The organism is Actinacidiphila sp. bgisy160, assembly GCF_057707815.1.
In genome coordinates, this window is the sequence record NZ_JBYIQW010000027.1 from 45,373 (window position 1) to 63,363 (window position 17,991).

16 protein-coding genes and 2 pseudogenes are annotated in these 17,991 nt (G+C 71.7%); 8 read left to right on the top strand and 10 right to left on the bottom strand.

Annotation, left to right across the window (positions count from 1 at the left end):
- Window positions 1–58 precede the first annotated feature (58 nt).
- On the bottom strand, window positions 59–4,567 hold the full coding sequence (locus AC3EUJ_RS21525) for a cation-translocating P-type ATPase (protein ID WP_431963735.1): 4,509 nt from the start codon (window positions 4,565–4,567) through the stop codon (window positions 59–61).
- A complete protein-coding gene (locus tag AC3EUJ_RS21530; protein ID WP_431963737.1) occupies window positions 4,564–5,067 on the bottom strand; it encodes a hypothetical protein in 504 nt (167 codons plus the stop codon). The genes AC3EUJ_RS21525 and AC3EUJ_RS21530 overlap by 4 nt, the downstream gene beginning before the upstream one ends.
- Window positions 5,068–5,230: 163 nt before the next feature.
- Between AC3EUJ_RS21530 and AC3EUJ_RS21535 the strand changes: the two genes are divergently transcribed.
- Window positions 5,231–5,923, top strand: a complete 693-nt coding sequence (locus AC3EUJ_RS21535) for a haloacid dehalogenase type II (RefSeq protein WP_431963739.1) — start codon at window positions 5,231–5,233, stop codon at window positions 5,921–5,923.
- Between the two features lie 19 nt (window positions 5,924–5,942).
- On the opposite strand, the gene AC3EUJ_RS21540 is transcribed toward AC3EUJ_RS21535, so the two are convergent.
- From AC3EUJ_RS21540 to AC3EUJ_RS21550, 3 genes and pseudogenes are all read right to left on the bottom strand, one after another.
- Window positions 5,943–6,617 carry an HhH-GDP family DNA glycosylase gene (locus tag AC3EUJ_RS21540; RefSeq protein ID WP_431963741.1) on the bottom strand — a complete coding sequence of 225 codons (675 nt, stop codon included), beginning with the start codon at window positions 6,615–6,617 and terminating at the stop codon, window positions 5,943–5,945.
- Window positions 6,618–6,662: 45 nt separating this feature from the next.
- Window positions 6,663–6,773 (bottom strand): annotated as a pseudogene (locus AC3EUJ_RS21545) (metallophosphoesterase); the annotation flags it as partial.
- A gap of 264 nt (window positions 6,774–7,037) precedes the next feature.
- Window positions 7,038–7,247 carry a hypothetical protein gene (locus AC3EUJ_RS21550; RefSeq protein WP_431963743.1) on the bottom strand — a complete coding sequence of 70 codons (210 nt, stop codon included), beginning with the start codon at window positions 7,245–7,247 and terminating at the stop codon, window positions 7,038–7,040.
- 588 nt (window positions 7,248–7,835) lie between these two features.
- Between AC3EUJ_RS21550 and AC3EUJ_RS21555 the strand changes: the two genes are divergently transcribed.
- The 3 genes from AC3EUJ_RS21555 (at window position 7,836) to AC3EUJ_RS21565 (ending at window position 9,237) form a co-directional block, all read left to right on the top strand.
- Entirely contained in the window at window positions 7,836–8,162 is a 327-nt protein-coding gene (locus AC3EUJ_RS21555; RefSeq protein WP_431963745.1) for a plasmid stabilization protein, read from the top strand.
- Window positions 8,163–8,187: 25 nt separating this feature from the next.
- Window positions 8,188–8,706 carry a DUF1360 domain-containing protein gene (locus tag AC3EUJ_RS21560; protein WP_431963747.1) on the top strand — a complete coding sequence of 173 codons (519 nt, stop codon included), beginning with the start codon at window positions 8,188–8,190 and terminating at the stop codon, window positions 8,704–8,706.
- Between the two features lie 105 nt (window positions 8,707–8,811).
- Window positions 8,812–9,237, top strand: a complete 426-nt coding sequence (locus tag AC3EUJ_RS21565; RefSeq protein WP_431963748.1) for a hypothetical protein — start codon at window positions 8,812–8,814, stop codon at window positions 9,235–9,237.
- A gap of 174 nt (window positions 9,238–9,411) precedes the next feature.
- Here the strand turns inward: AC3EUJ_RS21565 and AC3EUJ_RS21570 are convergent, their stop codons facing one another.
- From AC3EUJ_RS21570 to AC3EUJ_RS21580, 3 genes are read right to left on the bottom strand one after another with little or no spacing between them, the layout of a single operon-like run.
- Window positions 9,412–10,293 (bottom strand): SDR family oxidoreductase, encoded by an 882-nt coding sequence (locus AC3EUJ_RS21570; protein ID WP_431963750.1) that lies wholly within the window; start codon window positions 10,291–10,293, stop codon window positions 9,412–9,414.
- Between the two features lie 14 nt (window positions 10,294–10,307).
- Window positions 10,308–11,777, bottom strand: a complete 1,470-nt coding sequence (locus AC3EUJ_RS21575) for an aminotransferase class I/II-fold pyridoxal phosphate-dependent enzyme (protein ID WP_431963752.1) — start codon at window positions 11,775–11,777, stop codon at window positions 10,308–10,310.
- Window positions 11,778–11,832: 55 nt separating this feature from the next.
- Window positions 11,833–12,213, bottom strand: a complete 381-nt coding sequence (locus AC3EUJ_RS21580; RefSeq protein WP_431963754.1) for a hypothetical protein — start codon at window positions 12,211–12,213, stop codon at window positions 11,833–11,835.
- Window positions 12,214–12,351: 138 nt separating this feature from the next.
- Here AC3EUJ_RS21580 and AC3EUJ_RS21585 point away from each other — a divergent pair, with 138 nt between their 5' ends.
- Entirely contained in the window at window positions 12,352–13,539 is a 1,188-nt protein-coding gene (locus AC3EUJ_RS21585; RefSeq protein ID WP_431963756.1) for an amidohydrolase, read from the top strand.
- Between the two features lie 85 nt (window positions 13,540–13,624).
- On the top strand, window positions 13,625–14,185 hold the full coding sequence (locus AC3EUJ_RS21590; RefSeq protein ID WP_431963758.1) for a hemerythrin domain-containing protein: 561 nt from the start codon (window positions 13,625–13,627) through the stop codon (window positions 14,183–14,185).
- Window positions 14,186–14,515: 330 nt separating this feature from the next.
- Here AC3EUJ_RS21590 and AC3EUJ_RS21595 read toward each other — a convergent pair.
- Both AC3EUJ_RS21595 and AC3EUJ_RS21600 read right to left on the bottom strand, forming a co-directional pair.
- A pseudogene (locus AC3EUJ_RS21595) lies at window positions 14,516–14,816 on the bottom strand (LLM class F420-dependent oxidoreductase); the annotation flags it as partial.
- 52 nt (window positions 14,817–14,868) lie between these two features.
- Window positions 14,869–15,051, bottom strand: a complete 183-nt coding sequence (locus tag AC3EUJ_RS21600; RefSeq protein ID WP_431963760.1) for a hypothetical protein — start codon at window positions 15,049–15,051, stop codon at window positions 14,869–14,871.
- Window positions 15,052–15,878: 827 nt separating this feature from the next.
- Here AC3EUJ_RS21600 and ctaD point away from each other — a divergent pair.
- Together ctaD and AC3EUJ_RS21610 are read left to right on the top strand one after the other, a co-directional pair.
- Window positions 15,879–17,606: an aa3-type cytochrome oxidase subunit I gene (gene ctaD / locus AC3EUJ_RS21605; RefSeq protein WP_431963762.1), complete on the top strand. Its 1,728-nt coding sequence runs from the start codon at window positions 15,879–15,881 to the stop codon at window positions 17,604–17,606.
- A complete protein-coding gene (locus tag AC3EUJ_RS21610) occupies window positions 17,603–17,980 on the top strand; it encodes a hypothetical protein (protein WP_431963764.1) in 378 nt (125 codons plus the stop codon). The genes ctaD and AC3EUJ_RS21610 overlap by 4 nt, the downstream gene beginning before the upstream one ends.
- Window positions 17,981–17,991 lie beyond the last annotated feature (11 nt).

Sequence of the window (17,991 nt, forward strand, 5' to 3'; positions counted from 1 at the left end):
CTGTCCGGTCACGGGCCGCACCCGGACCGGGCGGCGCGGACACGTCGGGTGAGGGGCCTCAGCCACCGAGGGGTGTCCGGGGTGCGAGGGCGGCGAGGGCCACGGCGGCGGTCACCCCGGCCCAGGCGACGGGACCGAGCGGGGTGCAGCCGAAGAACTGGCTCACGCCGGGAGTCTGTATGACCGCGATCAGCGCGGCCGCGGAGCCGAGCACCGTGAGCCATACCAGGGGGCTGTGACGACGGCCGGTCACGGTCTGCGTCAGCTGGGCGCCCACCACTCCGCACAGCGCCATGGTGCTGGTGCGCCGGGCGCTGCCGGGAGTCACGGTACCCGCCAGCCAGGCGGTCGCGGCGCCCAGGGTGGTGACGATTCCGCGGTGGCGGATCTGCCGGCCCAGGGGCGCCCCCAGAGTCCCCAGGCCCAGCGGGGCGCTGCCGGTCCGCGCTGCTCCCGATTCCCTGTCCGTGTCCGCTGCGGTGTCCGCCGTGGCGCCCTGGGGGGTCACGGCGACCGCCATGGCCGGGAACATGTCGGTCAGCAGATTGACCAGCAAGAGCTGACGGGTGGAGAGCGGAGACGCACCGGAGACCAAGGTCCCGAACAGGGAGAAGCCGATCTCGCCGGCATTGCCACCGATCAGTACGGTGAGCGCGTCGGCGACGCTGTGCCACAGGGCGCGGCCCTCGGCGACCGCCTCGATCAGCGCCGAGAGTTCGTCGTTGACGATGACAAGGTCGGCGGCATTGCGCGCGGCCGCGGAGCCCCGCACGGCGATGCCGACACCGACGTCCGCGGCCCGGATGGCGGCCGCGTCGTTGGAGCCGTCACCGACCATGCCGACGACCCGCTTGGATTCCCTGAGGGCCTCGATGACCTGGAGTTTCTGTTCCGGTGCGACGCGGGCGACGACGCCGCAGTCACGGACGAGCGCCGCCCGGCCCGTTCGGTCGCGGGTGGCGAGTTCGTCGCCCGTCACGACGGTGACGTCCTCGGGCCAGCCGAGTGCGACGGCGACCGTCCGGGCGGTCTCGGGGTGGTCACCGGTGAGCATCACCGGTCGCACGCCCGCCTGGCGGAGCCCCGAGATCAACGGCGCCGCGTCGGGACGAGGGGTGTCGGCCAGGGCGATGAAGCCGGTCAGCCGCAACCGGTAGTCCTCCAGGGGGCTTTCGAGTGCCCCCCCGAACTCACCGGTTTGCAGACGGTGTTCCGCGACGGCCAGCACACGCAGCCCCTCGGCCGCCAGCGCCCGGGCCGTCTCCGTCGCGGAGGCGTCCGCCTCGGGGCAGAGCGGAAGCACCACTTCGGGAGCACCCTTGACCACCAGCAATGGGGTGTCCTCCGCGTCGTGGCCGGTGGCCGAGGCATAGCCACGGGAGGCCTGGAAGGGCTGGGTGTCACCGGGCGTCCACTGCTGGTCGTCGCCGGCCGCCTCCAGGACGGCCCCGTCGGTGGCGTGGGCGTGGACTCCGTGGTTGTCGCCGACCTGAGGGCAGGTCCGGGCGGCCTGCCGCAGGATCGCGAGGCCCTCCGGGGAGCCGGCTTCATGGTCGCCGCCGTCGGGGGCGGCGGTACGTACCACACGCAGCCGGTTCTCGGTGAGTGTGCCGGTCTTGTCGAAGCAGACGGTGTCCATCCGGCCGAGCGCCTCCAGGGTGCGCGGGGTGCGCACCAGCACGCCGTGCTCGGTCAGCCGTCGGGCGGCGGCCAGTTGGGCGACGGTCGCGGTGAGCGGCAGCCCTTCCGGCACGGCCGCAACGGCGACGGCCAGCCCTCCGGCCACGGCTTGCCGCACGGGAGTGCCCCGGAGCAGCGACAGCCCGGTCACCGCGGCCCCACCGGCGAGGGTCAGCGGCAACACCGTGGACGTCAGTTCACGAAGCCGGGCCTGCACCCCCGGCGCGGGCGGCATCCTTGCGGCAAGATGGGCGGCGCGCCCCGCCTCGGTGTCGTCCCCCGTGTCGACCACCACCGCGCGCCCCTGGCCCGCGACCACGGTGGCGCCCTGGAAGACCATGCAGTGCCGGTCGGGAACCGGCACCCGCGGCGTGGCCTCGACCCGCTTGAGGGTGGGCAAGGACTCGCCGGTCAGAGAGGACTCGTCGACTTCCAGGTCCTCGACTTGCAGCAGCCGCGCGTCGGCGGGTACCACGTCGCCGGTGTGGAGTTCGATGATCTCCCCGGGGTTGAGCCGTCCGGCCTCGACGGTGCGGGTGTCCCCGGTGTCCGGGTCGACGACTCTGCGTGCCTGCTGACGCTGGGTCACAGCCAATGAGGACAGGGCCTGTTCGGCACGGAGTCGCTGGATGCCGCCGACGAGGGCGTTGATGCCCATCGCGCCGGTCACCAGCAGGGCGTCCACTGCCGAGCCCAGCAGGGCCGAGGCGGTCGCGCCGACGGCGAGCACCGGGGTGAGGGGGTCGTCCAGTTCGGCGCGCACCGCGCCGACAAGACGCCCCGTCAGCCGCAGGGGCACGGCGACGGGTGACGTGGCCACGCTCTGGCCGATGCGCCCGGCTGCCGACCTCGCGCGGGCCGCCTCCTCGTGAACGGCGCGTTCCGTCTCGCGCAGCCGGTCGAGGGCCTCATGGGGCTCCAGGGCGTGCCAGGGTACGTGCGGCCGGGGCGTCGGCATGCCGTGGCGCAGTGCCCGCCGCGCGCCGCGCCAGCCGTCGACGAGGGACGCCGCCGCGGCGGCGTTGACCGGGCTCAGTCGCAGGCCCACCCGCCACGCGGCGCGTCGGCCCCGCGATCCCCGGGTGAGCACCATGAGTTCGGACAGTGCCGCACCGGCCTCGGCGAGGACCTTGGCGTGCCGGGCCGCCGCGCGGGAGCCCGGCACGGCCGTCAGCAGCCGCCAGACACCGGAGAGGTCGTCCAGGACGAGGGCGTCCGCCGCCCACAGCACGGCGCTGCCCGGGTCGACGACGGTCACTGCCACGTCGCTGCTCATCAGTCCCGTGGGCACGTCGTCGTCGGGTCCTGTCCCGGCCGGCACACGGGCGACGGTGAGCACGATCCTTCCGGATCGGCGGAGTTGGCACACCAGTGCGCTCAATGATTCCCCGGCGGGAGCTAGTTGGTCCGCGAGCGCGCCGAACTCGCTCAGGGTGCCGTCGTCGGCCACGACCACGTGCAGGCCCGCCCGGCGCGCCGCGTCGAGTACCGCCTCCGCCAGGGGGTCGACCTCCCGGCCGACGAAGACGTTACCCACCTCGCGATTGTCCTCGTCCAGGACGGTCATCGGCCCGGTGTGAGTGCCGGGTGCGCTGCCGGGCACGGGCCGCAGGCGCACTTCCCGGCCGTCCGGCCGCTCTTCGTCATGGGCCCGTAGCGAGGCCGCCGTGGCGTGCCAGAGCCGGTCATGGTCCCAGTCGTCGCCGCGGGGACGGACCTCCAGGAGCGTGCGCCTTCGTCCGCTGAGCACGGAGTGATGCAGCACGATGGTGTCCACCAGCTCCAACTGCCGGATCCGTTCCGGGTCGCGTACGAGTACCTTGCGACGGGCCAGGCCGGTGCCGAGGGTGGCGGTGAACGCGACGGGCCCGTAGCGGGCGGCGCGGGGCGAGGCGGCCAGGACCGCCTCGGCGGCCTCGGCGCTGTCACGCGTGAAGGCGAGAGTCGCCGCGGCCCCCAGCAGCCCTCCGGTGACGGCCTGGTCGGCGTACTGCTGCGCCGGCAGGACGTGCGGGCGCGGCCGCCGGATCCGGGGTGCGGGCAGGCTGTGCCGGGAGGGCGTGCACAGCCGGTCGTGGACCTCGTCGAACAGCGCGGCCCGGGTGACCGATTCGACGAGCAGACCGGCGCGCAGCGCCGCGTCCAGCACAAGGGCGGTCGGCGACTGTCCGAAGCCGTGCGCCGCGGCGTACGCGGCGGACAGGACCGCATCGGCGGCCGGTGCACCGAGCCCGCGGCGGAGCCAGGCACGTGACCTCGAGTCCTCGCGCAGCGCTGTGACGGCCGCGGTCACCATGCGCGGGGAACGCTTCAGCCGCAGCAACCGCCCGGTCGTCGCGGTGACGATGCCCGCCACGTCGCAGCACAGGGCGGCGGCGTGCGCCCGGGCGCCGGGAACCTGCCCCGGATGTCCGGGATCCGGTCCGGGTTCCCCGGGCTGCTCCAATCGCTGCGAATCGGCGAGTTCGGCCGCCCGCGCCGCCACCTTGTCGGCGACCGCGTCCTGTGCCAGCCGCACCACCAGCGACTCCAAACCGCCGTCCCAGTAGGCCGCAAGTACGTCGGGATGCTCGGCCAGTGACACCGCGACCTTCCTGGCCGCCGCCTCCAGCTGCCGTCGGTCGGGGGCGGCACCACCGCGTGGGCGCAGGGGTACGTGCAGGCGTCGCCCGCCGACCCAGCAGCGTCCGGGGGTGAGCGCCTGTTGCGTGGCCCGTCCCAGTCGCAGGGCGCCGCGGGCGGCCGCGGCACCGCGCACCGCAGCCCGCGCACCGGCGCCCGCCAGGGGAACGCATTGCCGCGCAACGCCGATGGGCGCGGTCGCCGCGAGTCGCAGGCTTGCCGCCGGTAGTGCGGTCAGCAGCCCCAACCCGGTCGGCGGCCTCATGTGGTGGAGGCCTTCGCCTTCTTGCCTTCCTTCGCCTTGATCTTGGCCTTGCTCGGTCCGCCCTCGGGGACCGGCAGATCACCGGGCCCGGCCATCGCACCCGGTCCCTTCTCGGCCGTGGGTGCCTCATGCGTCCGCGCTGCGGACATGTGCCCTTGCGCGTGCGGCGCGGCCGGTATCCGTGTCTCAGGCGGAATCATCGTGTCCTGCGCCTCCGAGGCCTCATGCTCGCCCTGGTCCTGGTCCTGGACCGGGGTCTGCGCGCGCGCACCGGACCGCTGCTGCGTCAGCCATACCGCGGCCGCTCCGGCGGCCGCCACCGGCCACTCGACGACTCCGGCCACGCCCAAGAGGCCCGCCCCGGTGTACGCGGCCACCCGCCGGGTCCGCGGTGAGACCACTCCCACCGTGTCCAGCACGCCGTCGAACGCCCCCTTGACCTTCCCGGCCCCCGGCAGCCGCTGTGCGGTCGCCTTCACCGTGTCCAGGGGGTGCGTCACGGCCTCCCTCACAGCCGAGGACGAATTGCGACCAGTTTCATCCATTTTTATCACCTCATATAGGTGCTGCCCAGAAATGCGGAGCTGAACAATCCGCACCCGGCGAGGACCGACGGCGACGCACGATGGAGGGACAGGCACGACCATCGCTCCGGAGGCGCTCATGGTGGCCCCGAACCGTATCCGCGTGATCGTCTTCGACGTCAACGAAACCCTCAGTGATCTGGGACCCCTGGGTGACCGGTTCGAGGACATCGACGTGCCCTCGGACGCGCTGCCCACCTGGTTCACCGCGGTGCTGCGCGACGGTTTCGCCCTGACGGCCGCCGGGGGGTACGCGGACTTCGCAGAAGTGGCGGCCGAGAACGTGCGCGTGCTGCTCGCCCGGTTTCCCGGCTGGAGCGGCGACGCGGAGGAGGCCGCGCGCCATGTGGTCGAGGGATTCGCCGCGCTCTCGGTGCACCCGGACGTACCCGGCGGCGTACGGGCCCTACGGGCCGCCGGTTACCGGTTGCTGACCATGACCAACGGCTCCGCGGCGGCGACCCGGCGCCTGCTGGACGGCGCCGGCCTGCTGGAGCACTTCGAGGCCCTGCTGGACGTCTCGGGGCCCCGCTGCTGGAAGCCGGCACCGGCCGCCTACCGTTACGCCACCGATCAGGCGGGCGTGCGGCCCGAGGAGGCGCTGCTGGTCGCCGTACACCCCTGGGACGTCGACGGTGCGCGGCGCGCCGGTCTCGCGGGCGCCTGGCTTCGGCGGCACCGGTCCCACTACCCCGGTGTCATGCTGCGCCCGGACTGGGAAGCGCCGAGCTTGCCGGATCTCGCCCGTGACCTCGGCGTGGCAGCCCGCTGACGTACCGGCAAGGGTCCGCTCAGGAGCCTGCCCCGGCGACCTCCTCGACCACGTGACGGTCCAGTGCCGCCCGCACGAGGGCCGCGGCGAAGACGGCGTAGGCGGCCTGTGGCACCAGGCCGGCCAGATCCTGCGGCCGCGCCGGGAGTCCGAGCCGCTCGGCGCCCTTGAGCGCCTTGTCGTCGAAGAGCGGGCCGGTCTCCGGCCAGACCGCCTGCACCTCCCGCAGGAAGATCTCCACGCCGACCGGCCCCAGCCCGGGAACCTGGCGCAAGGCGCGACGGATCTCGTCCGGGTCGCCGTCCGCCTCGTCCCGCAGGCGCCGCAGATCGCCTCCGTAACGGTCGAGGAGCAGCTCCGCGCCGTCCCCGAGTTGCGTCGCCGTCCGCTCGTCGTAGCGCCGGTAGTGTCCCCTGCCGAGCGCGTCGACCCGCTGCTGCCAGGTGGCGTCGCGCATCTTGCGGGGGTCCCGCATTCCGGCGGCGAACAGCTCGTGCGCAGCGGCGATGGCCACGGACGCCTTGATCCGGGCGCTGAGCAGGCACGCCGCCACCAGTACCTGGTAGAGCGGTTGCGGGGTGTTCTTCAGCTTGATGCCGGCGTCCTCGGCGTAGGTGTGGCCTTCCTTCTCCAGCAGGGCCTTGACCGTCGCCTTGTCCTTGGCGGTGTCCCGCTGTCCGGTGGTCCCGGCCATCTCACATCACCTTCTCGGGAAACACGGGGGCCTGCGTCCACTCTGCTACCCGGCATGGAGCCGGTAGACGGCGAACGCGCGGTCGATCACGGGCTGCGCCACATTGCGGACGCGCACGCCTCCTGCCGTCATGCCCCGCTCGACGCCCCGGTGCGCCATCCTTCAGGTACGCGTTGACGTCGGCGCCGCTCACGTCCCGCCACATGGGACGCTCCCCGTGGGCCTTGCGGGCGTAACCGGGGTCAGCGGGCCGACTGTGGTAGAGGCGCAAGGAAACCGCCAGAGAACCGTCGTGTCGCGGACCGAGGCGAAACTCGCGTCAGCGTTCACTACGGCGCGAGCGCCGAGCCTCCTGGATCTCGGCTGCCCGGGCACCTCGTTCTCCAGTCCCGACCGGGCCGTTCTCCCCGGACGACCGGGTCATGAGTCGTCCTCGCGCTTCTCGGGTCGTTGCGTCTCCAGTCCCTCGATGGGGTTGCCGGCCAGGGTGCCGTGCGCGGCGGAATAGCCTTCCGCCCCGCCGGCGGATCCGCGTACCACCCGCTCGTGTGCCCGGTCCTCCTTGCCGCTTCCCGCCCCGGGCTCCTTGGCGGCGAATTCCGCCGTGTCCTTCTCCCGCTTCTTTCCCATGGTCGTCGAACTCCTCGCTTCGTCGTCGCCTCTTTCCGCGACGACCGGCAAGGGCGAACCTGCCCGAGGCCGAAATGACCAAACACCGCCGCGTCTCATCGCCGCCGCACCTTCCTCACCACATGCGGAACGAACGGGGACGAACGACCGATCGGCAGTGGCGCGTAGAGCGCCTCCCTGGGGACGGAGCCGCCCCCGTACAGGAGAGGAGTCGCGGCCCTGGTCCGCTGCGGCGGAGAGGTCGCGGCCGCGTAACGCATTTCGGGCGGCTTGTGTTCGGAAGGCTGTCCCATGTCTGGCCTCCGGGAGACGCGCCAACACGTGGAAAGAATAACAAGAAACAAAGGGCGCGCCGTTCGAGCACTACAAGGGCCGGCAGGCCGGACCCACGTCGGGATGTTTTTCCGGCTCTTTATGGGCAAGGCGTTGAGTGCCACTGGGGAGTGTCGCCGCCGGCCGCCGGGAAGGCAGAAAGGCGTCCGCCGGGAACGGTGGTCGGCGGCCGCCCGCAGGGCGCACATCATCCACGCACCCATTTCGTCGGCCGAAGTGGGCGGGCACGCGAAGCCACCAAGGGAGTGATCACAGATGCCCGCAGGGTCGAGTCGCAAGCGTGAGCGGCAGTACGAGCACATCAAGGAGAGCGCCAAGGACCGGGGCGAGAGCGAGAAGCGGGCGAAGGAGATCGCCGCCCGCACGGTCAACAAGGAACGCGCCCGGGCGGGCGAGTCCAAGACCGCCAGCCGCAGTTCCATCGAGGACATGTCCTCCGGCGAGCGCGGCGGACAGCGCTCCGGCAAGGGCTCCCAGGGACCCACCTACGACCAGCTCTACGCCGAGGCCAAGCGCCGCAACGTGGACGGCCGTTCCCACATGAACAAGGCGGAACTCCAACGCGCCCTCGGCCGCGACTGAACACCCCTCCAGGGAGGTGGTCCCCATGCCCCTACGCGAGGAGGTCGGCCGGGCCGCGGCCGAGACGGAGCAGGAGTACGCGGGCGACGCCGACCGGTCGCTCGGCGCGTTCAGCGCGCTGATGGGCGCCTACGGCGGCGCGCTGGGCGCGATCGCGGGGCTGGCCCGGCCCACCGGTCGGACGGTGCCCGAACCCACGCCATGGGACGTGGTCCTGTGCACGGGTGCCACGCACCGCCTGTCCCGGCTGATCACGAAGGATCCGGTCACCAGCCCGCTGCGCGCGCCGTTCAGCCGGTTCGAAGGCACTTCGGGCCCTTCCGAGCTGGACGAGGAGGTCCGCGGCCGCGGCGTCCGCAAGGCGGTGGGTGAACTCGTCACGTGCCCGTTCTGCACCGGCCTGTGGATCTCGACGGGCTTGTCGGCGGGACTGGTGTTCACCCTCCGCGCCACCCGCCTGGCGGCCGGCGCACCCGCCGCGCTCACGCTCTCCGACCTGCTGCACTTCGCCCGGGCAGGGGCCCAGCACGCCGCCGGGGAGTGACGCCGCGGTTTCCGCCGCCGCCCCTCTTCACTCGCGGAGGTACGACGTATGTGCACGCCACCCACGTCACCGTCGGATGCGCAGGCCGGACCCCTGGCATGCCGCGTGATCGTCTATCCACCGTCGGAGACCGGCGGCCGTCATGTGCGCGTCGACGGGGAGATCCTCGGCGTCGCTTACGACATGCGTGATTTCGTGGAGTTCCTCCGGCGGGCCGGGGTCGATCCGCTCAGAGTCTGCGTGACCGACACCGACTTCGTCGAGTGGCGCGGTGCCGGGCCGTCGGTGTGGCGCTGCGGTCACGAGGGGCCGCGCGGGCCCGTTGCCGGAGCAGGCTCAGGGCCGGAGGAGGACTTCCTCCCACCACCGCACGCCGACATGGTCGATGTGACCCTCGACGGCCCGCCCGAGCAGGTCTCGCGCATCCGGGCCTTGATCGAGAGCCGCGCGGCGATCGGCAGCAGCATGCTCCTGGAGTTGCCCGAAGGCAGGGTGCGCTGCCGGATCCACCTCATCGCCACGGATGACTGACGCGGTCCGGCGTGGCGCGGCTGCGCCGAACCGCCGGTCGGCCTTGCGCCCGTCCGACCGTCAGGCCGGAACGGTGGAGTCGTCGTGCGGGCGGGCGCCGGGATCAAGGCGGCGTCGAGCGCCGGGATCAGGGCGGCGTCGACGTCGCTGGTGCCGGTGGCCACGCACAGCGTGTCAGGGCAGCGGGGTGCCGCCGGTGGCGTTGACGACCTCAGCGGTGATGTAGCCGGCCCGCTGCGACGCGAGGAAGACGTATGCCGGGGCCATCTCGGCAGGCTGGGCGGGGCGGCCCATCGGGGACTGCTTGCCGAACTCGGTCGTGTCGGGGAGGGTCGCGGGGATGAGGGGCGTCCACACCGGGCCCGGGGCCACCGCGTTCACCCGGATGCCCTTGGAGGCGACCATCTGCGCCAGCCCCTGGGTGAAGTTGACGATGGCCGCCTTGGTCATCGCGTAGTCCAGCAGGTGCGGGCTGGGTTTGTAGGCCTGTACGGAACTGGTGTTGATGATGGAGCCACCGGCCGGAAGATGCTCGAGCGCCATCTTCGACAGCCAGAACATCGCGTACAGGTTGGTCTTGAGCACCCTGTCGAACTGCTCGGTCGTGATCGCGCCGATGCCGTCGGGCTGGGACATCTGGTAGGCGGCATTGTTGACCAGGATGTCGAGCCGCCCGAACTGGGCGAGCGCCAGGTCGATCACCTCACGGCACTGGTCCTCGTCGCGGACGTCACAGGAGAGGGCGACGCCCTTGCGTCCGGCGTCCACCACGAGCCCCACGGTGGTGTCGGCGTCCTCCCTCTCCTCCGGCAGATGGGTGATGAGAACGTCCGCGCCTTCGCGGGCGAAGGCGAGCGCGACAGCCCGGCCGATCCCGGAGTCGCCGCCCGTGATCACCGCGGCCTTGCCCTCCAGTTGGCCGCTGCCCTCGTACGAGTCCTCTCCGTGGTCGGGGGGCGGGTCCATCGGTCCGGTCCAGCCCGGGTGCGGCTGGTCCTGTGCGGGGAAGTCGGGTCGCGGGTGGCGGGTTACCGGGTCCTCGTTGTGGGAGGTCATGTGGGGTTCCTCCGTCATTCCTTATCCATCGCGACGCGGATGGTGTGCACCTGCTGGTCGGCCGCGTCGGGGACGACCATGCCGGCCTCGACCCCGGTACGCAGGTAGTCCAGCACCTCCCCATCAAGGCGTTCACCGGGGAGGGCGGCGGGGATGCCCGGCGGGTAGGGCGTGAGCATCTCGGCGGTGATCCTGCCCTTGGCCTCGGCGATCGGGACCTGCTCGGCCGGGCCGAAGAAGGCGTCCCGGGGCAGGACGACCTGCTCCAAGGTGAGCTCCCCCGGGCTCGGGATGTCCACCGAAGGCGTGGGGCGCAGGTCGTCCACGTGCTCGACGAGGTCGGCAAGCGCCGTCACCAGGACGGCGGCGGTGTCTTCGGTGTCGCCGTGGGTCAGCTGGGCGCTGATCCTGCGGTGGTCACTGACGTGCAGGTTCACACCGTGGTGGGCGCGCAGCCAGTCGGCGGCCCGGTACCCCGTCACCCGCAGCGCGGAGATGTCCACGATGACCTGCAGCGGGTCCAGATCGGCGGCCCGACCCGGGCCGCAGAAGTCCTCGCGGCCGTGCACATGGAAGCCGTCCAGCTGCTCGATCTGACCGCGCAGGGAGCCGGCCAGGGCCAGGGCCCTCTCGTACAGCGCGTGACCGTGCTCCACCATCTGGCGGCGCCAGCCGTCCAAAGCCGCGTACAGCAGCACGGACGGGCTGGTGGTCCCCAGCAGGTCCTCGCGGGCCTTCAGTACGGCGGGATCGACCAGGTCTCCCCGCAGATGGAACACCGAGGTCTGCTCCAGCGCCGAGCCCATCTTGTGCACGGAGGTGACGCACACGTCCGCTCCGGCGTCCATGGCCCAGGTCGGCAGTGAGGGGTGGAAGGGCAGATGCGCTCCCCATGCCTCGTCCACGATGAGCGGCTTGCCCTGCCGGTGGCACTCCTCGACGATCGCGGACAGGTCCGCGCAGCTCCCGTACGGGGTGGGGCTGGTGACCAGAACGCCCTTGGCATCGGGGTGGTCACTCAGGGCCGCGGCGACCGCCTGGGCGGAGGGCGGATGGGCCAAGTGGAGGTCGGGGTCCCATTGGGGGCGGACCCAGACCGGCTCCTGTCCCGAGAGGATCAGCCCGGAGATGACGGACTTGTGGGCGTCCCTGCCCACGACGAGCTTCTCGTGCGGCCCCGCGACCGAGAGCATCGCCGACTTCACCGACAGCGAGCTGCCACAGGTGGAGAAGAAGGTGTACTCGGCTCCCACGGCGTCCGCCATGAGTTCTTGCGCCTTTTCCAGGACGCCGTGCGAGGAGGTGCGGTCGTCCAGACCGCTGGTGGCCAGGATGTCGGAGTGGAACACCGCCTGTCCCAGCGCTTCCAGGACGCGGGGATCGGTACCCCGGCCTTGTTTGTGACCGGGTGGGGTGAACGGTGTCTGTCCGGTGGCGTGGTAGGCGGCGAGCGCCTCCAGGACCGGCGCGTGCGAATGGTCCATGAACTGCGGCTGCCCCTGCCCCGACCGGGGAAACGCCCGGCGGGGGCATTCGGGCTCAGCGACCGCGGTGCTTGGTCCTCGGCTCCTGCGGGTCGACCCCGCTGAACTCGGAGGTGTCCTTGGCGCCGCTGGGTCGTCCGGAGGCACCGCGTTTCCCGGTGTCCTGGATCTGCCGCTTGCCGGACTTTCCGGCCCGCTCCTCACCGCTGCGCGACACGTCGTTCGCCGGTGTGCCGGCCGTCGACGCCTCGATGTCCTCGGAGGACGGTTCGCTGTTCTTGCCGCCGGGCGCATAGGTGTCCGGGTGGAACGAACGGTGACCGCTGGGATTTTCCTGCTGCTTCGTGGCGTCGACGTCCGTGGCCCAACCGTGCTGGTCGTCGCCCTTGTGGCGGCTGGGACCCGCGCCGTGCGGAGGATGCTGCTTCTTCGTCATCGCGCTTCCCTCTCAAGAAGTACCTTCCGTGCATTTCCTGCCTTTGTGGACGCGTGCCCCCGCCCCGGCGGCTCATGCGTGGCGCGATGTCCGGCGCGGAGGCGGGTAGGCGACCGGCAGACATCCGGGAGGTCAGCGATGGACGAGCGCTTGGACCAGGTGTACGCCCGTGTCGCGGAGCAACTGGCCGCCCGTGCCGGGCCCCTGTGGGAGGTGGCGCTGACGCTCCACGGGGACCCGGAGCCGGCCTTCGAGGAAGTGCGCGCGACCCATCTGCTGGCCGGCCACCTGGAACGGGAGGGCTTCTCCGTACAGCGCGGGGTGGCGGGCCTGCCCACGGCCTTCGTCGCCGGCGCCGGTGACGGCGGCGGCCCGCGGGTGGCGCTGCTGCTGGAGTACGACGCCCTGCCGGGGCTCGGGCACGCCTGCGGCCACAATCTGATCGCCGCGGCCGGACTCGGCGCCGGCCTTGCCCTGCACGAGGCACTGCCGAGCCTGCCCGGGTCGCTGCTGGTGGTGGGCACCCCGGCCGAAGAGCGGGGCGGCGGCAAGGTCGTCCTGGCGGAGGCCGGCGCCTTCGACGGGGTGGACGCGGCCCTGATGTTCCACCCCGGCGTGCATAGCTGGTCGTGGGCACCGCTCACGGCCTCTGCCCAGGTCCGCGTCGCCTTCCACGACCGGGCCGCCCACCCCACCGGCAACCCGGCCGAAGGAATCGACGCACTTGCCGCGCTCATCCAGCTGTTCAACACGCTGCCGGTGCTCAGCCGGCGTCTCCCGCCGGGGTCGCACGTGCAGGGCATCATCACGGAGGGCGGCAAGGCCACCAACATCGTCCCCGAGTACGCGGAGGGGCTGTTCGGCCTGCGCGGGGCCACCACGGCCGCCCGTGACGAGCTGGCGGACAGTCTGGCCGAGTGCGCGCAAGGCGTGGCTCGCGCCACCGGCACCCGGGCGAAGACCTGCCCCGCCGACGCCGGCTACGACCACTTCCGCAACAGTGCCGTCCTGGCCGCGCGGTTCACCACCCATCTGGCCCGGGCAGGCCTCGCCGCGAGCGAGCCGGTGCCCGGCGTCTACCTGGGCTCCTCGGACATCGGCACGGTCAGCAACCGCCTGCCGACGATCCACCCGTTCGTGGCGATCACGGATGCCGACGGCTCCGACCACACGCCACGGTTCGCCGCGGCCGCCGCCGGCTCCCGGGCCCGCGAGGCCATGCTCGCCGCCGCCCACGCGCTGGCCTGCTCCGCCGCCGACGTCCTGGTCGATCCGGACGTCAGCGCGGCGGCCTGGGCCGAACACCACCACCACCCGGACGGCTGACAACAGGGCGCGTGCCCGGCCCGGGATCGGGAAGCCGCCCGGGAGAGGACCGTAGAGCGCACACCGGAGCGGAAGGAGCCACGAGATGGGACACGGCGGAAACGTCATCGCAGAACTCACGGCCGACCACCGGGAGGTGGAGGAGTACTTCGCCCGCCTGCGGGCACTGCCGGCGGGTGACAAGGAACGCCGTGACGTACTGGACGAGGTCACGATCGAGCTGGTGCGGCATTCGGTGGCCGAGGAGATGTACCTCTACCCGGCCGTCCGGGAGCACGTGTCCGGTGGGGACGCCCTCGCCGACAAGGAGATCCGGGAGCACGCCGAGGTAGAGCAGGTCCTGAAGGACCTGGAGGACGTCGACATCGACGACGCCCGCTTCGACCAGCTGGTGGGGAAGCTGATCACCGACGTCACCGAGCACATCCTGGATGAGGAACAGCGGCTGTTCCCCAGCCTGGCGCAGGAATGCTCGCCCGAGCAGCTCAACGAGCTCGGTGAGCAGGTCCGCAGGGCGAAGAAGGTCGCCCCGACCCGGCCGCACCCCAGTGCCCCGGACACCCCGCCCGCCAACAAGCTCCTGGCGCCGGGAACCGGACTGGTGGACCGGGCCCGCGACTTCGTCACCGGCCGCGGCAGGTCCTGACACGGCCGACCGCCCGGGCCACTCCGGCGGGCACCCGTCTGAGCGGCCCGGGCTCCGTCGCCGGCCGCCCTGCAGGCCGACGAAGTCCGCGCCGTGTCGCGTGGCGGCCGCACCCCCAGGACTGACGCTCCTGCCCAAAGCGCGCCCGCTACCTGCCGCGTACTCGGCAGCCCCGGCCGCGGCGCTCGGCGCCGGAGGCCGTCCTGTCGCGCGGGGAACAGATGCGGCGCTGACCATGGCCGCCCGCCCTACCCGGTGCCTGGCGACCCGCGCCGGGCTTCTGCTGCCGGGTCGGTCGACGGCCGCCTGCTTGCGTCTCCCAGGCAGGCGTCAAAGTTCGCGCAGGGCGGGCAGGAGGGTCTTCGCGGCCCAGTCCAGGAAGGCCGTTTGCGTGTCGCCGCCGACCTGGACGAGGGCGATCTCGCCGACCCCGCTTCCACGTACCGGCGGACCGCCTCCACGAAGGCCTCCGGGTCGTCACCGCAGGGTGATTGCGCGACGTCCTCCGGGCGAACGTGGGCGCTCGCCGAGGCCAGAGCGCAGGTCCCGGCCAATTCCGAGTGACCTTCCAGCCGCCGCCGAACCAGCGGAACTGCTCATGTGCCCGGCCCACGGCGGTCTCCCGCCCCGGACTCCGGGTCCCCCTCCCGGCGTCCGGGCTCGGCACCGGTCGTCTGCCCGTCTCAATCGGGCGGCTCCTGCGGTGGCATGTCGCGCGGCGCGTCGGGAATGTCGCTCTCCGGCCGCCCTCTTTCCGCGGCGTCCGGGTCGTGTCCGCGGGCCTGCCGCAGATCCTGCTGGTCCTTGGGGGGCGGGGCGGTGCGTCCCGTCTCCTCGAGTGGCTCCTTTGGCTCCTTGCCCTTCATGATCTTCTCCTCACGTGGGCGGCCCGGCGGGCGGACCGTCGGCGCCTTCGCCGTCCTCGTCCTGCCGGGCCCGCTCCCGCGGCTCCGACGGCGGTGCCGGCGCAAGGGGCGCTCCGGGCAGCAGATTCTCCGGTGAAGTGACGCCGGGCTCCTCGTCCCTGTTGCGGTCGGGCGCCCGGTCTTGATCTGGTGCCTTCATGGCTCTCGGCTGCCCGGCAGGAGTACGGGCACACCTGCGCGCGGCGTGGGAAGGCGCCGGCGAGGGTTCCCTCCACCGGGGCCGCCGCCGGCGCATCTCCGTCGCGGAAGGCGAACCGCACAGGGGCGCGCGCTCGCGCGTCCTGCACCTGGAGCCCGGCCTCCCGCCCGGAATCGATCCAGCCGCGCACCACCCGGCGGCCGAGATCGACTTCCCGCCCGGCGCGGTTCTGGCGCCGTTCACGGACGGCCCAGGTCGAATCCCGGGGTCTCGACCTGGACGACGCCGTCCGCCGCCCATCACCTGTCCCGGTCCTGCGGCGTCACGATGGAGGCCGTGGCCGACCGCCTCATCGGTCACCCATCGGCATGCGCCCCGCGCGACGACGACGTCGCACCGCTCCTGCCGCGGACCGGCGGCCCGCACTTGCGCCGGTAGGCGGATCGGCGGCCACAACCTCGGTGACCGGGCTCCGCTCGGTTCATCCACGCGATCGCCGCGCCCACCATCGGGGCAATCCGGTCCAGTGGCGCCGTCCCGCAATAGACCTTTGCAAAGGTGCCCGAACACCTTGAGGTACGGCACCGAGAGCGGGCGACGCAACCCAGGTGAAAGGGCGGCACCAGCTATGGCAGTACAGGTAGAGCCGACTCGGGGAGCGGAAGGGGAGCGGCTCAAGCCTGGGGCCGTCATCGTGGACTGGCTGACGACGACGGACCACAAGAAGATCGGGTCGCTCTATCTGGGCAGTGCCTTCGGGTTCTTCCTCGTCGGTGGGATCCTGGCGCTGGTGATGCGGGCGGAGCTTGCCCGGCCCGGCACCCAGATCCTGTCGAACGAGCAGTACAACCAGGCGTTCACCATGCACGGCACGATGATGCTGCTGATGTTCGCCACCCCGCTGTTCGCCGGGTTCGCCAACGCCATCATGCCGCTGCAGATCGGCTCCCCCGACGTGGCCTTCCCCCGGCTGAACATGCTGTCGTACTGGCTGTTCCTGTTCGGATCGCTCATCGCCGCGGCCGGCTTCTTCACCACCCAGGGCGCCGCGGACTTCGGCTGGACCGCCTACACCCCCTTGTCCGGCGGTGAACGCACCCCCTATGTCGGGGGCGACATGTGGATCCTGGGCCTGGCCATGTCGGGCTTCGGCACCATCCTCGGCTCGGTCAACTTCATCACCACGATCATCTGCATGCGCTGCCCGGGCATGACCATGTTCCGGATGCCGATCTTCACGTGGAACATCCTGCTGACCTCGGTGCTCGTGCTGTTCGCGTTCCCGGTGCTGGCTGCCGCGCTGCTCGTCCTGTTCGCGGACCGCAAGTTCGGCGCGCACGTCTACGACCCGCAAAACGGCGGGCCACTGCTGTGGCAGCACCTGTTCTGGTTCTTCGGGCACCCGGAGGTCTACATCATCGCGCTGCCGTTCTTCGGCATCGTCACCGAGGTGATCCCGGTCTTCGCCCGCAAGCCGGTCTTCGGCTACCTCAGCCTGATCGGCGCCACGATCTCCATCGCCGGCCTGTCGGCCACCGTGTGGGCGCACCACATGTTCGCCACCGGAGCGGTCCTGCTGCCGTTCTTCGCGTTCATGACCTACCTGATCGCCGTGCCGACCGGAGTGAAGTTCTTCAACTGGATCGGCACCATGTGGAAGGGCTCACTGAGCTTCGAGACCCCCATGCTGTGGTCGCTCGGATTCATGATCACCTTCCTGTTCGGCGGGCTGACCGGGGTCATCCTGGCCTCCCCACCGCTGGACTTCCACGTCACCGACTCCTATTTCGTGGTCGCCCACTTCCACTACGTCGTCTTCGGCACCGTGGTGTTCGCCATGTTCGCCGGCTTCCACTTCTGGTGGCCCAAGTTCACCGGGAAGATGCTCGACGAACGCCTCGGCAAGATCCATTTCTGGACGCTCTTCATCGGCTTCCACACCACCTTCCTCGTTCAGCACTGGCTAGGCGCCGAGGGCATGCCCCGCCGCTACGCCGACTACCTGGCCGCCGACGGCTTCACCACCCTGAACACCATCTCCTCCATCGGTGCCTTCCTGCTGGGCCTGTCGACCCTGCCGTTCATGTACAACGTGTGGAAGTCCGCCCGCTACGGCAGGCCGGTCGAGGTCGACGACCCCTGGGGCTACGGCCGATCCCTCGAATGGGCCACCTCCTGCCCACCCCCACGGCACAACTTCCTCACCCTGCCCAAGATCCGCTCCGAGTCCCCCGCCTTCGACCTCCACCACCCCGACATCGCGGCCCTCGACCAAGAACTCAACGTCGGCCGCCGCGACGTCATCGAACCCGGAAAGGGCGCCGCGAAACCGCTCGGCGAGGGTGACCAGACGTGAAACGGCGTCCTCCCCGGTCCGCCGCCGGCGCTCCGGCGATCGCCGACGGTATCGCCGCATGCGAAGACTTCCTCTCCTGGCACGCGGACATCAGCGACGCCGAAAACGCGGCCAGGGACTACGCCGACCGCATGCCCTGGCTGACCACCGGGCAGCGGCATGAGGTCGTGCGACTCTACGTCGCTGATCGCCTCGGCTTGATCCGTGCCATGCGGACACGCGTTGCCGAGCGCGAGAGCGCACTGCACTCCGAGTACGGCAGACGCTGTGAAGCTTTGCGGAACCGACTGCTGTGCACGGTCGTCGCCCTGGCTTTGGTGACCGCGGCCGCCTGTATCCCCGTGCCTCTCCTGGTGCTCTTCACCGGAGACTGACCCGCCGCGGG